This is a genomic window from Mesorhizobium muleiense (assembly GCF_900099905.1).
Lineage (GTDB): Bacteria > Pseudomonadota > Alphaproteobacteria > Rhizobiales > Rhizobiaceae > Mesorhizobium > Mesorhizobium muleiense.
The window spans coordinates 151545-168530 of record NZ_FNEE01000006.1; the positions used below are offsets into that span (position 1 = coordinate 151545).

16 protein-coding genes are annotated in these 16986 nt (G+C 61.4%); 11 read left to right on the top strand and 5 right to left on the bottom strand.

Annotation, left to right across the window (positions count from 1 at the left end; genetic code table 11):
• Nucleotides 1-27 precede the first annotated feature (27 nt).
• Nucleotides 28-1458 carry a D-alanyl-D-alanine carboxypeptidase gene (locus tag BLT09_RS13700; RefSeq protein WP_091593765.1) on the bottom strand — a complete coding sequence of 477 codons (1431 nt, stop codon included), beginning with the start codon at nucleotides 1456-1458 and terminating at the stop codon, nucleotides 28-30.
• Nucleotides 1459-1797: 339 nt separating this feature from the next.
• Between BLT09_RS13700 and BLT09_RS13705 the strand changes: the two genes are divergently transcribed.
• The 6 genes from BLT09_RS13705 to clpA all read left to right on the top strand — a co-directional run bounded on the left by BLT09_RS13705 (nucleotide 1798) and on the right by clpA (nucleotide 9442).
• Nucleotides 1798-2127 (top strand): phasin family protein, encoded by a 330-nt coding sequence (locus BLT09_RS13705; protein WP_023801209.1) that lies wholly within the window; start codon nucleotides 1798-1800, stop codon nucleotides 2125-2127.
• 154 nt (nucleotides 2128-2281) lie between these two features.
• The gene (locus BLT09_RS13710) at nucleotides 2282-3349 is read left to right on the top strand and encodes an ABC transporter ATP-binding protein (RefSeq protein WP_236473600.1); all 1068 of its coding nucleotides are present in this window, start codon (nucleotides 2282-2284) and stop codon (nucleotides 3347-3349) included.
• Between the two features lie 115 nt (nucleotides 3350-3464).
• Nucleotides 3465-4490, top strand: coding sequence for an extracellular solute-binding protein (locus BLT09_RS13715; RefSeq protein WP_091594037.1), 1026 nt, complete (start codon nucleotides 3465-3467; stop codon nucleotides 4488-4490).
• Nucleotides 4490-6211 carry an ABC transporter permease gene (locus BLT09_RS13720; RefSeq protein ID WP_208602503.1) on the top strand — a complete coding sequence of 574 codons (1722 nt, stop codon included), beginning with the start codon at nucleotides 4490-4492 and terminating at the stop codon, nucleotides 6209-6211. Before BLT09_RS13715 ends, BLT09_RS13720 begins: the two co-directional genes overlap by 1 nt.
• A 432-nt stretch (nucleotides 6212-6643) precedes the next feature.
• Nucleotides 6644-6970, top strand: a complete 327-nt coding sequence (gene clpS, locus BLT09_RS13725; RefSeq protein WP_023801212.1) for an ATP-dependent Clp protease adapter ClpS — start codon at nucleotides 6644-6646, stop codon at nucleotides 6968-6970.
• Nucleotides 6971-6976: 6 nt separating this feature from the next.
• On the top strand, nucleotides 6977-9442 hold the full coding sequence (clpA, locus tag BLT09_RS13730; RefSeq protein WP_023801213.1) for an ATP-dependent Clp protease ATP-binding subunit ClpA: 2466 nt from the start codon (nucleotides 6977-6979) through the stop codon (nucleotides 9440-9442).
• 90 nt (nucleotides 9443-9532) lie between these two features.
• Here the strand turns inward: clpA and BLT09_RS13735 are convergent, their stop codons facing one another.
• From BLT09_RS13735 to BLT09_RS13750, 4 genes are all read right to left on the bottom strand, one after another.
• Complete coding sequence (locus BLT09_RS13735; RefSeq protein WP_091593767.1) at nucleotides 9533-9967, bottom strand: HIT family protein; 435 nt, start codon at nucleotides 9965-9967, stop codon at nucleotides 9533-9535.
• Nucleotides 9968-10085: 118 nt separating this feature from the next.
• Nucleotides 10086-11303 carry a GNAT family N-acetyltransferase gene (locus BLT09_RS13740; RefSeq protein WP_091593770.1) on the bottom strand — a complete coding sequence of 406 codons (1218 nt, stop codon included), beginning with the start codon at nucleotides 11301-11303 and terminating at the stop codon, nucleotides 10086-10088.
• 41 nt (nucleotides 11304-11344) lie between these two features.
• A complete protein-coding gene (locus BLT09_RS13745; RefSeq protein WP_091593772.1) occupies nucleotides 11345-12073 on the bottom strand; it encodes a glycerophosphodiester phosphodiesterase in 729 nt (242 codons plus the stop codon).
• 7 nt (nucleotides 12074-12080) lie between these two features.
• Entirely contained in the window at nucleotides 12081-12545 is a 465-nt protein-coding gene (locus tag BLT09_RS13750; RefSeq protein WP_091593774.1) for a RidA family protein, read from the bottom strand.
• A gap of 138 nt (nucleotides 12546-12683) precedes the next feature.
• On the opposite strand from BLT09_RS13750, the gene BLT09_RS13755 reads away from it, so the two are divergent.
• The 5 genes from BLT09_RS13755 to rpsB all read left to right on the top strand — a co-directional run bounded on the left by BLT09_RS13755 (nucleotide 12684) and on the right by rpsB (nucleotide 16872).
• Nucleotides 12684-13511, top strand: coding sequence for a cell envelope integrity EipB family protein (locus BLT09_RS13755; RefSeq protein WP_023801218.1), 828 nt, complete (start codon nucleotides 12684-12686; stop codon nucleotides 13509-13511).
• 99 nt (nucleotides 13512-13610) lie between these two features.
• Nucleotides 13611-14909: a hypothetical protein gene (locus BLT09_RS13760; RefSeq protein WP_091593777.1), complete on the top strand. Its 1299-nt coding sequence runs from the start codon at nucleotides 13611-13613 to the stop codon at nucleotides 14907-14909.
• A 101-nt stretch (nucleotides 14910-15010) separates the two neighbouring features.
• Nucleotides 15011-15289, top strand: coding sequence for a DUF4031 domain-containing protein (locus BLT09_RS13765; RefSeq protein WP_091593780.1), 279 nt, complete (start codon nucleotides 15011-15013; stop codon nucleotides 15287-15289).
• The gene (locus BLT09_RS13770) at nucleotides 15286-15897 is read left to right on the top strand and encodes a LysE family translocator (protein WP_091593782.1); all 612 of its coding nucleotides are present in this window, start codon (nucleotides 15286-15288) and stop codon (nucleotides 15895-15897) included. Before BLT09_RS13765 ends, BLT09_RS13770 begins: the two co-directional genes overlap by 4 nt.
• A 177-nt stretch (nucleotides 15898-16074) precedes the next feature.
• Nucleotides 16075-16872, top strand: coding sequence for a 30S ribosomal protein S2 (rpsB, locus tag BLT09_RS13775; protein ID WP_027151898.1), 798 nt, complete (start codon nucleotides 16075-16077; stop codon nucleotides 16870-16872).
• Nucleotides 16873-16986 lie beyond the last annotated feature (114 nt).

Consider the following 16986-nt stretch of genomic DNA (forward strand, 5'->3'; position numbering starts at 1 on the left):
TTCTTCCGGGAGATGGTTCGACGCCGCCTACTGGTGGACGGCGTAGCACTCGATTTTCTTTTTCTTCAGGGCGTTGCAGGCTTTCGAGGCGGCAGTCTTCGAGCCAAAGCCGAACCGGGCGCGGTAGTAGGTGACGCCGCCTTTCTCGAAGGCGACAGTGAAGCCCACAGCATCGGCCAGGACCGAAGGCGCCTGTTTGCTCGTCTCGTCCAGGAGAGCCTGGGCTTCGGACTGTTTTGGCGAAGAGGCGACCTGGACTGCCCAGCCGGACGGCACCGATGCCGTGTTGACGGGATCGACCTTTGCCGGTTCGCCATAGGCTGCTGCGACCCGTGCGGTCGCCACATCGTCCGCCGTGGCCGCGGCCATTGTCTCGAGCTTTTTGGTCCGAGAGACGGGCGTGGTCTCAACGACGGGGGTGGCTTCTTCAACGACGGGCTCGGCCTCCTCGACCAGGGAGGCAATGGCATCGCCGTCCGGGGCCTCGTTGTACGCCGCATCGTCTTCCGGCCTGCTGTCCGGCGTCGGCGCGTCGCGCTTGGGCAGGAATACTTTCGCCAGAGCGGTGATCGGGTTGCCGCCGCCAGCCTTGGCGATCAGCATGCCGCTGCCGCGCGACGACGCCTTCGGCAGGTAGGTTTTGATCAATGCGGCCATCTGGTTGTCGCGGCTGCCGCCGGATTTCCCGCCTATGACCACCGCGACGATGCGGCGGTCGCCGTCGTCGACCGAGGAGACGAGATTGTATCCGGAGGCGCGGGTGTAGCCAGTCTTGATGCCGTCGACGCCCTTGATGCGTCCAAGCAGGCGGTTGTGGCCGTTGATGCGCCTGCGGCCGTAGAGAAAGGAACGCTGCGAAAAATAGCTGTAATACTGGGGAAAATGCTCCCGCAGCGCGATGCCGAGCACCGCCATATCGCGCGCGGTGGTGAACTGACCAGGATTTGGCAGGCCGTGGGCGTTGCGGAAAACGGTCCCCTTCATGCCCAGTGCCCGCGCCTTGGCAGTCATCATGTGGGCGAAATTGGCTTCATTGCCGCCGAGAAGTTCGCCGATTGCGGTTGCCGAGTCGTTTGCCGACTTGGTCACCATCGACAGGATCGCGGTCTCGACGGTGATCGCGCCGCCCCGTTTGACGCCGAGTTTGGTCGGCGGTTCGGCAGCAGCATTGGCCGAGAAGACGACGCGGGAGTTCTTGCCGATCTTGCCGTTCGCCATGGCCTCGAAGGCCAGGTAAAGCGTCATCATCTTGGTGAGCGAGGCGGGATAGCGTCGGCCATCGGCGTTCGAAGAGTAAAGCACCTTGCCGGTCTTGGCGTCGATGACGATGGCCGCCGACCTCGCCGCCATGGACGAAGCAGCTCCGGCAACGACGAATGTCATCGCCAAAGCGAGGATCATGATCGTTTTCAAGGAGGACGCGGATTTGGAGAGAATGCCCGACAACGCCTGACGCACCGATGGTTCCTTTGAATTTTTGTTGCGGTGGAGGCGGCAAAGGGGTCCTGCCTCACTTCAAGCCAAGCTATCGCGGCCAGCGTTACCAATCCGTTTATGGTAACCGCGGCGTTCACCATTTTCTTCGAGCTTGAGCTTTTCTTTATTCGAATCTTAGCCATTTCCCGACGGTTGCGCCGATCTGCTGGCCGGATGGCCGGGGCCGCACCCGGTGAAACCCGCACTCGGTAAAAAACTTGACTTTTGTGCAGTGCACAATATATTATTTGCATTGCACAACGCGGCCCCGGGAAAAGGCCGCGTCCACCGCTCAAGGACAACTGGCAAGGGATCGCGTGAATGACCCAGACCTATGAAGATTTCAGCAAATACGGCAAGGAGTTTGCGGATAGCGGCTTGAAGAGCTTCGCATCCCTTTCCAAGGGCGCGCAGGCCATCGCCACCGAGGCGGGCGAGTACACCAAGAAAAGCTTCGAGGCCGGCAGCGCAGCAGCCGAGAAACTTTTGTCGGCCAAGTCGCTGGAGAAGGCGATCGAGATCCAGTCCGATTTTGCCAGGCAGTCGTACGAAGCCTTCGTCACCGAAGCCACCAAGATTGGTGACCTCTATGCCGAACTCGCCAAGGAAGCCTACAAGCCGTTCGAATCGATCGTCGCAAAGGCGAAATAATCTCGCTACAAGATGTGAACACGGCCCTTGGGCCAGCAAGACGGACCCGGTCGCGAACGTGCGGCCGGGTTTTTTTCATGGCAATTAAGTTTCCAGCCGATCGACGCTGATCTAAACAGCAATGAGCCAGCTTGTCGGTTTAGCTTAAGGGCGAATGATGCATAGGTCGATAAATGATGCCGGCGCTCCGCTAACGCTGGAACACATCAGCCGAAGCTTCGGCGACACCCAGGCGCTGGATGACGTTTCGCTTTCGATTGCGCCTGGAGAGATCGTCTGCTTGGTCGGCCAGTCCGGTTGCGGCAAATCCTCGCTTTTGCGGATCATTGCAGGTGTCGATACTGCGGACAGCGGAAGAATTCTGCTCAATGGCATTGAGATCGCGGGCGCGGACAGCTTTGTCGAGCCCGAAGACCGCAACATCGGATTCATGTTCCAGGATTATGCCCTGTTCCCGCACCTGACCGTCGAGGAGAACGTGGCCTTCGGCCTCAAGCGGCTGTCGCGGCGCGAGGCGAGCGCCCGTGCGGCCGAGGTGATCGCCCGAATCGGCATCCAGGCGCTTTCCGGCCGTTACCCACACACGCTTTCAGGTGGCGAGCAGCAGCGAGTCGCACTGGCGCGGGCGCTTGCCCCAAAACCCGTCATTCTGCTGATGGACGAGCCTTTCTCGAACCTTGATCGTGGCCTGCGGGAGCGGGTGCGCGAGGAGACCATTTCGACGTTGAGAGCCTTGGGGACGACGGCGATCCTTGTCACGCACGACCCGGAGGAGGCCCTTTCCGTCGGTGACCGGGTTGTGCTGATGCAGGAGGGGCGGGTTGTGCAGGTCGGGACGGGCTACGATATCTATGATCATCCCAACTCACTCTACGTCGCCGAATTTCTGTGCCCGTGCAACAGGCTAGAGGGCATCTACCGCGATGGCCGGGTCGAAACGGTGCTGGGCAGCTTTCCAGCCCGGCTCGATCTTCCGGAAGGCGGCAAGGCGTTTGCCTGCATCCGCCCGCAGGCCGTCTCCCTTTCAGGTCCCGAGGAAGGTCTGCCGGCGCTTGTCGTCAACCGCTCTTTTCTGGGTGAGATCGAACAATTGCTGGTCAGGATCGAGGGCGTTGCTGACCTCTTGCGCTTGCGCACCACCAGCCGGATCGATGTAAAGCCGGGTGAGCCGATCCACCTGACCGTAGATCCAGGCGGCGTCCTGATATTCGCTGCGGCATAAGTCGCAACCGCTTTGGTCGCAAAGTAACTTGACTAAATTAGTCACATATGATCGAGCAATTCCTGGGCTGTCAACCAATGCCGGCCGCACCAATCAATTAATGGAGGACCGCTTCATGAAGAGCCTTTCCACATTGCGACTCGCCCTGGTGGGCGGCGTCTTCGCCCTCGCTGGCGGGGCCAGCGCCATGGCGGCCGAACTGAACATCTACACCACGCGTGAGTCTGGGCTGATCCAGCCGCTGCTTGACGCCTTCACCGCCTCGAGCGGCGTCAAGGTCAATACAGTCTTCATGAAAGATGGTCTGGCGGAGCGTGTGGCCTCGGAAGGGGAAAGCTCACCTGCCGATATTCTCATGACGGTCGATGTCGGCAACCTCGCTGACCTGGCCGAAAAAGGCCTGACGCAGCCGGTTGTATCAGATGTTCTGAAAGCCGCGGTCCCGGAGAACCTGCGTGACCCGGCCAACAACTGGTTTGCTCTGTCGATGCGGGCCCGCGTACTCTACGCGGCCAAGGATCTCGATCTTGCCGCGTTCAACTACGAGGACCTGTCCGATCCAAAATGGAAGGGCAAGGTCTGCATCCGGTCCGGCCAGCATCCCTACAACACCGCTCTTTTCGCCGATTACATCGCACATAACGGCGCCGAGGCGACGGAAGCATGGCTTGCCGCCGTCAAGGGGAATCTCGCCCGCAAGGCGGGCGGCGGCGACCGCGATGTGGCCAAGGACATCCTCGGCGGCATTTGCCAGATAGGCATCGCCAATTCCTACTACGTCGGACTGATGCGCTCCGGCAAGGGCGGTGAGGAGCAGGTCGCCTGGGGCGACGCGATCAAGGTCGTCCTGCCAACGTTCAAGGATGGCGGCACGCAGGTCAACGTCAGCGGCGCGGCCGTCGCAAAGCATGCGCCGAACAAGGGTGAGGCGGTCAAGCTGCTGGAATATCTGGTCTCCGACGACGCCCAGAAACTCTATGCCAAGGCAAATTTCGAATACCCGGTCAAGGCCGGCGCTCCGATCGACCCGATCATCGCCTCGTTCGGCGCGTTGAAGGTCGATCCAGTGCCGATGACGGAAATCGTCAAGCATCGCAAGCAGGCAAGCGAACTGGCCGAGAAGGTCGGCTTCGACAACTGATGGGCGATGCGGGCGTGGGCAGTGCTGCGCCCGGTGATCTCCCGATGTCGGATGTCGACCTGCGGAAAGCCTCCACTGTGAAGGTCGCCCGGTACAGGTCCGGGCGACTGTGGTTCATGGCGACGGTGCTTGTCGCTGCGCTGGTGGCGACTCCGGTTCTCGCCCTTATCTGGCAGGCGCTGCGGGGATCGAGCGGGCTCTGGCCGCATCTCCTCGCCTATGTGCTGCCACAGGCCTTCCAGCAGACCACGGCGCTACTCGTCGGCGTCGGTGTCCTCGTCACGCTTCTTGGCACCTCGACGGCCTGGCTTGTCACCGCCTATGACTTTCCCGGCCGCAGGTTTCTCGAATGGGCGCTGCTCCTCCCGCTCGCGGTGCCGACCTACATAATCGCCTACGTCTATCTCGATCTTCTCCATCCGATCGGCTTGGTCCAGGGTGCGCTCAGAGTGGCACTTGGCTTCACCAGCCCACACGAATTCCGCCTTCCCGACATCCGGTCGATGGGCGGCTGCATCGTGCTGCTCGGCTTCGTGCTCTACCCCTATGTGTACCTGACGACGCGGGCAATGTTTCTAACCCAGGCGGCCAATCTGGTCGAGGTGTCGCGCACGCTTGGAAGTGGCAAAGGCGGCGTCTTCTGGCGCGTTGCGCTGCCGCTGGCACGTCCGGCGATCGCCGTCGGCGTCAGCCTCGCGCTGATGGAGGCGCTGAACGACATCGGTGCCTCGGAGTTCCTGGGCGTGAAGACACTGACGGTCTCGGTCTACACGACATGGGTGACGCGGTCCGACCTGCCGGGCGCGGCGCAGATTGCGCTCGCCATGCTGTCATTGGTGGTCGCGCTCGTCACAACAGAGCGTTGGGCGCGCCGTCGTCAGCGTTATTGGTCGAGCGCACAAAAGGCGCGGAGTTTCACACCGCATCGTCTCGGAACCGTTTCGGGTCTGCTGGTTTTTGCGCTCGGCCTTCTGCCGGTGTTCATCGGGTTCATCGCCCCGGCGAGCTATCTTGTCGTCGAGGCGTGGAAGCGCGTCCGTTTCGCAGGGCTGTCGCCCCGGCTTTTGTTGGAAACGCTCAACACCGTCACCCTGTCGGCCATGGCCACGCTCGCAATCCTGCTCTTCGGCATGATCATCGCCTATACGGCGCGCTCGCTTCCCGGCCGTGTCACGGCGGCTTTGCAGCGGATTTCCACGGTCGGCTATGCGATGCCCGGCACCGTGGTGGCCATCGGAATATTGTTGCCCGTCGCGGCCCTCGATCAGATGATCGATCGAGCCGCGCTGGCATGGCTGGGCGCGCCAACCGGCCTGCTGCTGATCGGGTCCGGAGCAGCGCTAGGCTACGCCTATGTCGCACGCTTCCTGGCGATCGCGGTCGGTTCGGTCGAGGCGGGCTTCAGCCGCATTCCGCGCTCGTTCGATCACGCCGCGCGCAGCCTCGGCCACAATGTGACTGCCACATTCCGGCAAATTCATCTGCCGCTTTCGAAACCGTCGCTCGTCGCTGCGGGCTTGCTGGTGTTTGTCGATTGCATGAAGGAATTGCCGGCGACGCTTCTGTTGAGGCCGCTTAATTTCGAGACCCTGGCGACGCATCTCTACGGCGAGGCGGCGCGCGGAACCTACGAGGAAGCCTCGATCGCGGCACTTGCCATAGTTCTGGTCGGCACCTTGCCCGTCGCTATTCTCGCTCGTGTTGGACGATGGAAAGCCTGAGCGTGCCTGGCCTTAACAGTTACGCTGGCACCTAAAGCGCGTCGCGTTCGACCGGCCTCATGCGACGCGCTTCAGGTTGTTGTTTTATGCATGTCGTGATCGCAAAACCGCTACACACCCTCGGGTCAGGCCCGAGGGCATGCTTTTGCGCGACATGCATTAAAGCGCGTCTGTTGGCTGGCGCGTCCACGATAAACCGCAAGTGCCCCACGCCTGTCGGATCTTGCCGATGCCGTCGATTTTGAAATCAGGGGCCCTGCTGCCTTCACGATTTCGAAAAATCGGTCAAGTTTGGCCACCTAGCCATATTGTCAGCTAAACAGAAGGGCTTAAAATCATTCATCGAACACCTACATGTCGAACGCGCATGGGGATTCGAAAAGGCAGGGTTACGTGACGACAGGTTTGACTGCCACAACAGATGTGGTGCGGATGCAAAACGGCAGCGACGGCAATGAGACCGGTCGCGGCACGGCCGTCATCACGCGCACCAAAACCAAGACCAAGAAGCCTAGCTTATATCGGGTCCTCATTCTCAACGACGACTACACGCCCATGGAATTCGTGGTTCACGTGCTGGAGCGTTTTTTCCAGAAGGACCGTGAAGCCGCCACACGCATCATGCTTCATGTTCACAATCATGGAGTGGGCGAGTGCGGGGTCTATACATTCGAGGTGGCCGAGACCAAAGTGTCTCAGGTCATGGATTTCGCCCGACAGAATCAGCATCCGCTGCAATGCGTGATGGAGAAGAAGTGAGGTAACATGCCGGCTTTCTCCCAAGGCCTGGAAAAGGCGCTTCACCAGGCGCTGACGCTCGCCAATGAGCGGCACCACGAATACGCAACCCTTGAACATTTGCTGCTCGCGCTCATCGACGACACCGAGGCGGCCGCGGTCATGCGCGCCTGCAACGTCGATCTCGACGAGTTGAAGCATACGGTTCTCACCTACATCGATACTGAGCTCGACAATCTCGTTACCGGCTATGACGAGGATTCCAAGCCGACGGCCGGTTTCCAGCGCGTCATCCAGCGCGCGGTGATCCATGTGCAGTCGTCCGGCCGCGAGGAAGTCTCCGGCGCCAACGTGCTCGTTGCCATCTTCGCCGAGCGCGAGAGCCATGCCGCCTATTTCCTGCAAGAACAGCAGATGACCCGCTACGACGCGGTCAATTACATCTCGCATGGCATCGCCAAGCGGCCCGGCGCATCCGAGACGCGGTCGCCGCGCGGCGCCGATGACGAGCAGGGCCAGAGCGGCGCCGAGCCGCAAGAGGACAGCGGCAAGAAAAAGCAGCAGCAGGACGCGCTGACCGCCTATTGCGTCAATCTGAACAACAAGGCCAAGGCCGGCAAGATCGATCCGCTGATCGGCCGCGAGTCCGAGATCAACCGCACCATCCAGGTGCTGTGCCGCCGCTCCAAGAACAATCCGCTCTATGTCGGCGACCCCGGCGTCGGCAAGACGGCGATCGCCGAGGGCCTCGCCAAGCGCATCGTTGAGGGCGACGTGCCGGAAGTGCTGCATAACGCCACCATCTTCGCGCTCGACATGGGGACATTGCTGGCCGGCACTCGCTATCGCGGTGATTTCGAGGAGCGGCTGAAGCAGGTCGTCAAGGAGCTTGAGGATTATCCGGGCGCGGTTCTGTTCATCGACGAGATCCACACCGTGATCGGGGCAGGCGCGACGTCTGGCGGCGCCATGGATGCGTCGAACCTGTTGAAGCCGGCGCTGTCGTCGGGAACGATCCGCTGCATCGGCTCGACCACCTACAAGGAGTTCCGCCAGTTCTTCGAGAAGGACCGCGCCTTGGTGCGGCGCTTCCAGAAGATCGACGTCAACGAACCGACCATCGAGGACGCCATCGAGATCATGAAGGGTCTCAAGCCGTATTTCGAGGAGTTCCACAAGGTTCGCTACACGGCTGAGGCGATCAAGGCTTCGGTCGAACTGTCGGCGCGCTACATCAACGACCGCAAGCTGCCGGACAAGGCGATCGACGTGATCGACGAGACCGGCGCCTCGCAAATGCTGGTGCCGGAGGCCAAGCGCAAGAAGACCATCGGCATCAAGGAGATCGAAGCGACGATCGCCACCATCGCCCGCATTCCGCCGAAGACGGTTTCCGCCGACGACGAGAAGGTGCTGGCCGGTCTCGACATCGAGCTGAAGCGCGTCGTCTACGGTCAGGACACCGCGATCACGGCTTTGACCTCGGCGATCAAGCTGGCGCGGGCCGGCCTGCGCGAACCGGAGAAGCCGATTGGCTCCTACCTGTTCTCGGGGCCGACCGGCGTCGGCAAGACCGAAGTGGCAAAGCAGCTCGCGGCCTCGCTCGGTGTCGAGCTGATCCGCTTTGACATGTCCGAATATATGGAACGCCACACCGTCTCACGGCTGATCGGTGCGCCTCCCGGCTATGTCGGCTTCGACCAGGGCGGCCTGTTGACCGACGGCGTCGACCAGCATCCGCACTGCGTGCTGTTGCTGGACGAGGTCGAGAAGGCGCATCCGGATCTGTTCAACATCCTGTTGCAGGTCATGGACCATGGCAAGCTGACCGACCACAACGGCAAGCAGATCGACTTCCGCAATGTCATCCTGATCATGACCACCAATGCGGGCGCCTCGGATGCGCAGCGCGCGGCTATCGGCTTCGGCTCGACCAAGCGCGAAGGCGACGATGTCGAGGCGATCAACCGGCTGTTCACGCCGGAGTTCCGCAACCGTCTCGATGCGATCATCCCGTTCGGCTCGCTGCCGGTGCCGGTCATCCACCAGGTGGTGCAGAAGTTCGTCATGCAGCTCGAGGCCCAGCTCTCCGAGCGTGGCGTCACCTTCGACCTGTCGCAGGAGGCGATCGCCTGGCTGGCCGAGAAAGGCTATGATGAGCGCATGGGAGCACGGCCGCTCGGCCGCGTCATCCAGGAGCACATCAAGAAGCCGCTGGCCGACGAGGTGCTGTTCGGCAAGCTCAAGAAGGGCGGCACGGTGCGTGTCACCGTCGACAAGAAAGAAACCGGCGAAACCGGGCTCAAGCTCGAGTCACTCGCCGACGAGGCGCCGGTCAAGCCGAAGAAGGAAGAACCGGACGACACGCCGAAGCCCAGGAAAGCTGCCGGCAAGAAGCCGGCCGCGAAAAAGGCGGTCGCGCAGAAGGCGGAGCCCAAGGGCAAGGATGGCAGCAAGCGCAGCCTGGTGCCGCAACTGCCCCGCAAGGGATGATGGCCTGAAAGCAAAAAAAGCTCCGGAAACGGGGCTTTTTTTAATGGATGAAGAGCTGGTGGGTGGCCGAACGCGCGCGCGGCGTCCGCGTCAGTTTGCCAGCGCCGTCCGTATCTTGCCCGCATTCTCAGCCAACACTTCCGGCTTCTCCATCTGCCCACTATGCGGCTTCAAAGGGATGCCCTCGAAGCGTGGTATGACATGGACATGGAGGTGGTAGACGGTCTGGCCCGAAGCAGGCTCGTTGAACTGCAGAATGGTGACGCCATCGGCGCCGAAGGCCTTCTTCACCGCCACCGCCACTTTTTGCACGACGGCGAAGAGTGGGCCGAATGTTGCCGGATCTGCGTCAAGCAGGTTGCGCGACGGCGCCTTCGGCACAACCAGCGTATGACCCGGCCCTTGCGGCATCACATCCATGAAGGCGACAACCGCGTCATCTTCATAGACGCGATGCGACGGGATTTCACCGCGCAGGATTTTCGCGAAGATATTGTTGCTGTCGTAGGTGGTTTGTTCGGCCATGGCGTGCGCTCCGGATTGTGTGTTGTTCCTACCGCATCGACCCGACAATCGGAATCGATCTTCGGAAAGTACGATGCTTTCGAGCGTGCTTTGTGCGTCCAATTGGACGCACAAAGCTCTAATCGTCCGCCAGATCCTTGCGGAACGGGGTGTGCTCTTCGAGATAGCCGGCCATCCGCTCCACTTCGCGGCGCTCGCGCCTGAGATAGTCGGCGACCGCGTTACGCAAGCCGGGATGCGCAATGTAATGCGCCGAATGCGTGGTCACCGGCCTGTAGCCGCGCGCCAGCTTGTGCTCGCCTTGTGCGCCGGCTTCGACCACCTTCAGCTTACGGTCGATGGCGAAGTCGATCGCCTGGTGATAGCAGACCTCGAAATGCAGGAAGGGGTGGTCCTCGATGCAGCCCCAGTTGCGCCCGTAGAGCGCATCGGAACCGATGAAATTGATGGCACCGGCAATGTAGCGTCCATTGCGCTTGGCCATCACCAGCAGGATGTCGTCGGCCATGCGCTCGCCGATCATCGAGAAAAACGCGCGGCTGAGATAGGGCCGCCCCCATTTCCTGCTGCCGGTATCCATGTAGAAGGCAAAGAAATCGTCCCAGATCCTTTCGGTCAGGTCCTTGCCGGTCAGCCAGTCGATCGAGATGCCGTGAGCGAGCGCCTCGCGCCGCTCCTTCCTCATCGCCTTGCGCTTGCGCGATGCCAGCGTGGCGAGAAAATCGTCGTAGGTCGAATAACCCTCATTGAAGAAGTGGAACTGCTGGTCGGTGCGGTGCAAAAAACCCGCCGCTTCCAGCGCCTCGACATCCCTCAGCTGCGCGAAGGTCACGTGCGCGGAGGAAACGCCGAGTTTTTCCGTCACCGCCTTCAGGCCGGCCGCCAGGCCGGCCTTCACGGCGCGACTGTCCTCGCCCTTGTTGACCAGCAGGCGAGGGCCGGTGACCGGCGTGAACGGCACGGCGCATTGCAGTTTAGGATAGTAACGCCCGCCGGCGCGCTCGAACGCGTCCGACCAGCCGTGATCGAAGACATATTCGCCCTGGCTGTGCGATTTCAGGTAGCAGGGAATGGCACCGAGCAGCTTTCCCTGCGCTGTCTCGAGCCTGAGATGATGGCCCTGCCAGCCGGTGCGCCGCACGGCGCAGCCGGAATCCTCAAGCGAGCTCAGAAAAGCGAATGAAACGAGTGGGTTGTATCCGTTTTCTGTATCGCCGCGTGAGGTCCCGCCGAGGCCATCCCATTCGGCGCAGGTGAAGGCTCCGATGCCGGAGGCAACCCGGATCGCATACGCTCCATTCGCCGTTTGCCCGTCGCCTTCATCGCCTTGATCCATGAGGCCTATTTAAGCTCCGTGCCGGTCCATGCAAGCTCAGTTCAAGCGACCTGCACAAGATCCGGCTCAAATCCTTCGAACGTCATCTGGTCGGCATATCTGAAGGTCAGGTCGACCGCCGGTTGGTCGAGCACGGTCCAGGTGATGACCGGCATTTTGAGCCTTTCGCGCACGAAACTGACAAACTGGTTCGGCAGGTCGCCGGCGGCGTAGGAGGCGAAGGCGATGTCGTGCGCCAGCATGGCGAAATGCGCCTCGATCAGCTTGACTTCGTTGCCATAAGCGGTCAGCCCGCCCGGAATGCCGGGCGCGTGTTTTGGGAAGTCGCGGATCAGCCAGTGGTCGAACGACATGATCGCCGCCTTGCCCCTGTAGTTCTTGAGCATCTTGCCGACGCTTTCCACCAAGCCTTCGTCACGGCCGGGAACCCCTTTCAGTTCGACGACCAGCGGCACGCGGCCATCGACCAGGTCGAGGGCCTGCTGCAGCGTCGGCAGACGATCTGATGTGCCGCCGATCTTGAGGGCCGTCATTTCTGCTGCCGTGCGCTGCCAGACGAACCCGTCCTGGCTGGTCAGCCGCTTCAGATCGCTATCGTGGATGATCACCGGGATGCGGTCTGACGACAGATGCACATCGCATTCGATCGCATAGCCGCGTTCAGCCGCAGCGGCAAAGGCGGAAAGCGTGTTCTCCCAGCGCGTCTTGTTCATGTCGTGGAGGCCGCGATGGGCAATGGGTCGGGCGGTCAGCCAGGAAAGGTCGGTCATGCCGGGCTCATTCGACTTCGAAGATGGCTTCGATTTCCACTGCGGCATTAAGCGGCAGGGAGGCGGCACCGACGGCGGCGCGAGCATGCTTGCCGGGATCACCGAGCACTGCAACCAGTAGATCCGAGGCGCCGTTGGCAACCAGGTGCTGCTCGAAAAAATCCGGCGCCGAGCCGACGAAGACGGTGATCTTCACCACGCGGCGGATTTTCTCGAGATCGCCAAGTGCTGCCTTGGCCTGCGCCAATATGTTGATCGCGCAGTATTTTGCCGCTTCCTGGCCGATTGCGATGTCGACGTCACGGCCGAGCAGGCCACTCGCCTGCAGCTTGCCCTCGCTGAGCGGCAGTTGTCCGGCGATGAACAGCAGATTGCCTGATCTGCAATAGGGCACGTAGTTGGCGGCGGGCGCGGCAGCGACCGGAAGCGTCACGCCGAGATCGCTTAGCCGCTTTTCGATTGTTTCACTCATGGTATTTCCCTATTGCTTGATGACGCTGCGCAGGCCGGGCCGAAATTGCAATTTTTGCCTCGCTTCCGCCACGACTTTTTTTAAGCTGGACCCTCTTTCCCTGCGGCCTGCCATCAGGCGCGATGATCGGAGCCCCTCATGCGCGCAACACGCCTCGCATTCCACGCTGTCCTGCTGCCAGCGGTGTTCTCGATGGCGCCGGCTTTTGCCGTACCGGCGCTGCAGGCGCATCGCGCGGTTTACGATCTGACCCTGGACAAGGCCTCCGACCGCTCCGGCATCACCGGCATTTCCGGCCGCATGGTCTATGAGTTCAACGGCTCGCCTTGCGAAGGCTATACGGTGAAGTTCCGTTTCGTCACCCAGATCGTCACCAACGAGAATACAAGGCTGACCGACCAGCAGACGACCACTTTCGAGGACGCCGAAGGCAAGACCTTCTCGTTCGTGACAAAATCCTTTGTCGACCAGACTCTCGACAAGGAGGTCAAGGGCACCGCGACGAAGGAGACAAACGGCCTCAAGGTCGACATCGACAAGCCGGAGAAGAGCAGCGTCGAACTGCCGGCCACACAGTTTCCGACGCAGCATCTGGCCGAACTGATCGACAAGGCCGAAAAGGGCGAAAATTTCTACGAAACCAACCTGTTCGACGGTTCGGAAGATGCCAACAAGGTGATGACCACCACCGTAGTCGTCGGCAAGAAAGCCGATGCCGACAAGACCGATCCGGAAGTGCCGGCACTGGCAAAACTCGCCACCGACAAATACTGGCCAGTCGACATCGCCTATTTTGACAGCACCGACAAGTCAGGCGAGGAGGTGCCGGAATACCGGATCAGCTTCAAGCTGCATGAGAACGGCATCACGCGCGATCTGCTCATGGACTACAACGACTTCTCGATGACCGGCAAGCTGGTCAATCTTTCGCTGTTCGATCAGACGAAACCCTGTCCGCCGAAATAGAGCCTTGGGTTAGCCACGCCCGCAAGGCGGCGGCGAATGACTTGAACACGCCGCAATTGCATTTCAAGCTCTACGCCGAGGGATCGATCGGGGGGTGGGTTGAGCAAAATCGATGTGTTCGTGGCGCCGACGCCCAATCCGGCGCTGATCAGGATCATGACTGTCGTCAACCGGGTCGTCATGCTGCGTGGCATTCCCGGGTTTCGCGACCTGTTGCCGTTCAACCGCGTCGCCGGATTGCGCGGTGTCGCCAATGTCCGCCATATCGACTTTCCCGACCACGACCGGCAGCGGCTGAAGGCCTGTTGCGGCGCAGGCAAGGCAACGTTCATCACGCCCAACCATCCGGAATTCTTCACCGACTGGATGATCGACAAGGAGATCGTCTCGAGGGTCAGTCCGCTCGCGGCATCCTGGGCCACGCATGGCGTCGTCAACGGCCTCGGCCGGATCATGCAGAAATTCTGGCTGGCCAACAATCTGATCGCCCAGATACCCGGCAACAGCGGCGCTGCCAAGGAACACTCGATCGCCTGGGCGCTGAAAGGGCATGGCGTTCTCTTGCATCCCGAAGGCGGCGTCGGCTGGCATGGCAATGTCGTCGCTCCGCTTCTTCCGGGGGCTGTCGAGATGGGGTTCGAAGCGCTCAAGCGCGGTCGCGTCACGGATCAGGATTTCAAAGTCTGGATCGCGCCGGTTGTCTGGAAGCTCGCCCTCACCAAAAATGTCGAGCCGGCGCTGGCGCAGGAATGCGCCTATGTCGAGAAGAGCCTGAAGATTGAGCGTCGTGCCGCCGATACGCTGCCGGAGCGCGTCCACCATATCTATGCGACGCTGCTGTCGCGCGATGAGATTGCCTGCGGCATGGCGCCCGACGAACGGGCTTCGTATGCTACGCGGCACAAGCAATTGCTGCGCGAATTGAGCCGGCGCCTGGGGGAGGGTATTTCGGTCGATCCCGGCGCCAGCGAGATCGCCGAGCTTTTGCGCCGGGCGCGCCGCTGGCTGCGGGAAGGCACCGGCGACGCCGAGCGACAAAAACAGATCCGCTCGTTGGCGGACACGATCCAGCGTCTCCAACGCGTCGGACCGTGGGCCTCAGCCAATCCGCGCATTGCGCAAGAGGAGATCGCAGAGCATCTGAAGCGTATCCGCAACGATTATTGCAAGGGCACGCTGCGCGACACGGTCAATTGCTTCGTACCGCAACCGGCAGGGCCGCGCTGCGCGCATATCCGGGTGCCGGAGCCGTTGGGATTGCACGTCTTTCCGGGCTCTATCGACGATGCCCTCGCCGAACTGCACCGGCGCATGCAGGAGACCATCACCACGACCGTGGCCGAACTCGAAGCCGCCGGCAGCTTCATTTTCTATCCGAATCCCTTCTATCATCGCTAGGATTGGCATCTCTAGCATTGGCATCGCTGACGTTGGATTTCGGCTGCGGGTGAGCTGCGGCTCCGCTGGTCGGCGCAAGATGAAGGAGTGCGGCAAGCCTCATGGCGGTCTATGTCGACGCGGCGATCTGGAAATGGGTCGGCCACCGCTGGTGTCACCTGCTGGCCGACGACACCGACGAGCTGCATCGTTTTGCGGCACAGCTCGGCGTCAAGCGCTCGTCCTATCAGGGGCCGCCGAAGACATCGGCGCCGCATTATGACATAACCGGCTTCGAGCGCGACCGCGCGGTGCGGCTAGGCGCCGTCGAATGCAGCCGCGAGGAGATCGTTGCTGTTTTCCGGCGGGTCCGGGTGCCGAAGGGGAAGACACGACTATGACGTTGACGGCATTTCTGGCTTACTGCGCTGCGATCACATTTGCCGCCGCCACGCCTGGCCCGGCGGTATTCACGGTCATTGCCAACGGCGTCTCGCGCGGGTTCGTTCGCGCGTTCCTGGCTGGGCTCGGTATCGCCGCCGGCGACGCGGTGCTGGTGACTTTGGCGCTGCTCGGCCTGGTGGCACTGGCACAGACCTTCGAATGGGTTTTTCTCATCCTGAAATATGCGGGTGCAGCCTATCTGATGTTTCTTGGCATCAGGATGTGGCGATCGGCTTCCGCGCGATCGAATGGACTGGAGGTTACGCAGGCAAGACTGTCTCGATCGTTTTACCTCGGCATCTCCATCGCATTGGGCAATCCCAAGGCGATCCTCTTCCACGCCTCCATGATGCCGTTGATCCTCGATCTCAATGCAATGAATTTCGCTGAGGGGCTGCTCGTGGTTACGGTCGTGATCGGCGTCAACATTATCACTATGGGCGTCTATGCGGTGCTTGCCGGGCAGGCTTCGGGCTGGTTCAAGACGCCAAGGCGGATGCGCTTGATGAACAGGTTTGCCGGCGGCGCCATGATCGGCACCGGTGCGCTGATCGCCGCACGCTGAGCCGCAAGACACCGCAGCGCTTGCGTTTGCCGCGCATCCCCTCTATATGCGCGCTCATTCCACACACGGACTTTGGTGTCTGCCCGGGAGAAATCCGGCTGAAACCTCCGGTGGCGTTCGAGGACAAAGTCCAGAAATGCCTGTGTCCGTGGAGGCTAACCGGAAAAGGACATAAGAATGGCTCTGCCTGATTTCAGCATGCGCCAGCTTTTGGAAGCTGGCATTCACTTCGGCCACCAGACCCACCGCTGGAACCCGAAGATGGCGCCCTATATCTATGGCGCCCGCAACAACATCCACATCATCGACCTCTCGCAGACGGTGCCGTTGCTGCACCAGGCGCTGAAGCAGGTTTCCGACACCGTCGCCAAGGGCGGCCGCGTGCTGTTCGTCGGCACCAAGCGCCAGGCGTCCGACATCGTTGCCGACGCCGCACAGCGCTCGGCCCAGTACTATGTCAACTCCCGCTGGCTCGGCGGCATGATGACCAACTGGAAGACGATCTCGAACTCCATCCAGCGCCTGCGCAAGCTTGACGAGATGCTGGCTGGCGAGGCCCAGGGGCTCACCAAGAAGGAGCGCCTTAACCTCGACCGCGAGCGCGAGAAGCTCGACAAGGCGCTGGGCGGCATCAAGGACATGGGCTCGACGCCAGACCTGATGTTCGTGATCGACACCAACAAGGAAGCGATCGCCATCCTCGAGGCCAAGCGTCTCGGCATCCCGGTCGTCGCCATCATCGATTCCAACTGCGACCCGGACAAGATCGATTTCCCGATTCCGGGGAATGACGACGCGGCCCGCGCCATCCAGCTCTATTGTGATCTGATTGCCAAGGCTGCAATCGACGGCATTGCTCGCCAGCAGGGCGCGCTTGGCGTCGACGTCGGCGCTTTGGCCGAGGCTCCGATCGAGCCGGCGCTCGAGCCGACGCCGGCCGCCGAGACACCGGCCGCCCAGACTCCGGAAGCGTAACAGCGAAGGCCGGTTTCGGCCTTCATCTTTCTCATATTTTGGCGCGCTGAGCGCTGGCGCCAGGCGCATCATCGAGGACCGGTGGTGCGTCGGTGCATTTTAAACAAAGAGGCG

Excerpts from the sequence above, each read along its gene's own strand:
- BLT09_RS13705 (WP_023801209.1), top strand. The coding sequence starts at position 1,798 with ATGACCCAGACCTATGAAGATTTCAGCAAATACGGCAAGGAGTTTGCG.
- BLT09_RS13710 (WP_236473600.1), top strand. The coding sequence starts at position 2,282 with ATGATGCATAGGTCGATAAATGATGCCGGCGCTCCGCTAACGCTGGAA.
- BLT09_RS13735 (WP_091593767.1), bottom strand. The coding sequence starts at position 9,967 with ATGGCCGAACAAACCACCTACGACAGCAACAATATCTTCGCGAAAATC.
- BLT09_RS13765 (WP_091593780.1), top strand. The coding sequence starts at position 15,011 with ATGGCGGTCTATGTCGACGCGGCGATCTGGAAATGGGTCGGCCACCGC.
- clpS (WP_023801212.1), top strand. The coding sequence starts at position 6,644 with ATGCAAAACGGCAGCGACGGCAATGAGACCGGTCGCGGCACGGCCGTC.
- BLT09_RS13770 (WP_091593782.1), top strand. The coding sequence starts at position 15,286 with ATGACGTTGACGGCATTTCTGGCTTACTGCGCTGCGATCACATTTGCC.
- BLT09_RS13740 (WP_091593770.1), bottom strand. The coding sequence starts at position 11,303 with ATGGATCAAGGCGATGAAGGCGACGGGCAAACGGCGAATGGAGCGTAT.
- clpA (WP_023801213.1), top strand. The coding sequence starts at position 6,977 with ATGCCGGCTTTCTCCCAAGGCCTGGAAAAGGCGCTTCACCAGGCGCTG.
- BLT09_RS13715 (WP_091594037.1), top strand. The coding sequence starts at position 3,465 with ATGAAGAGCCTTTCCACATTGCGACTCGCCCTGGTGGGCGGCGTCTTC.
- BLT09_RS13755 (WP_023801218.1), top strand. The coding sequence starts at position 12,684 with ATGCGCGCAACACGCCTCGCATTCCACGCTGTCCTGCTGCCAGCGGTG.
- rpsB (WP_027151898.1), top strand. The coding sequence starts at position 16,075 with ATGGCTCTGCCTGATTTCAGCATGCGCCAGCTTTTGGAAGCTGGCATT.
- BLT09_RS13745 (WP_091593772.1), bottom strand. The coding sequence starts at position 12,073 with ATGACCGACCTTTCCTGGCTGACCGCCCGACCCATTGCCCATCGCGGC.
- BLT09_RS13750 (WP_091593774.1), bottom strand. The coding sequence starts at position 12,545 with ATGAGTGAAACAATCGAAAAGCGGCTAAGCGATCTCGGCGTGACGCTT.
- BLT09_RS13720 (WP_208602503.1), top strand. The coding sequence starts at position 4,490 with ATGGGCGATGCGGGCGTGGGCAGTGCTGCGCCCGGTGATCTCCCGATG.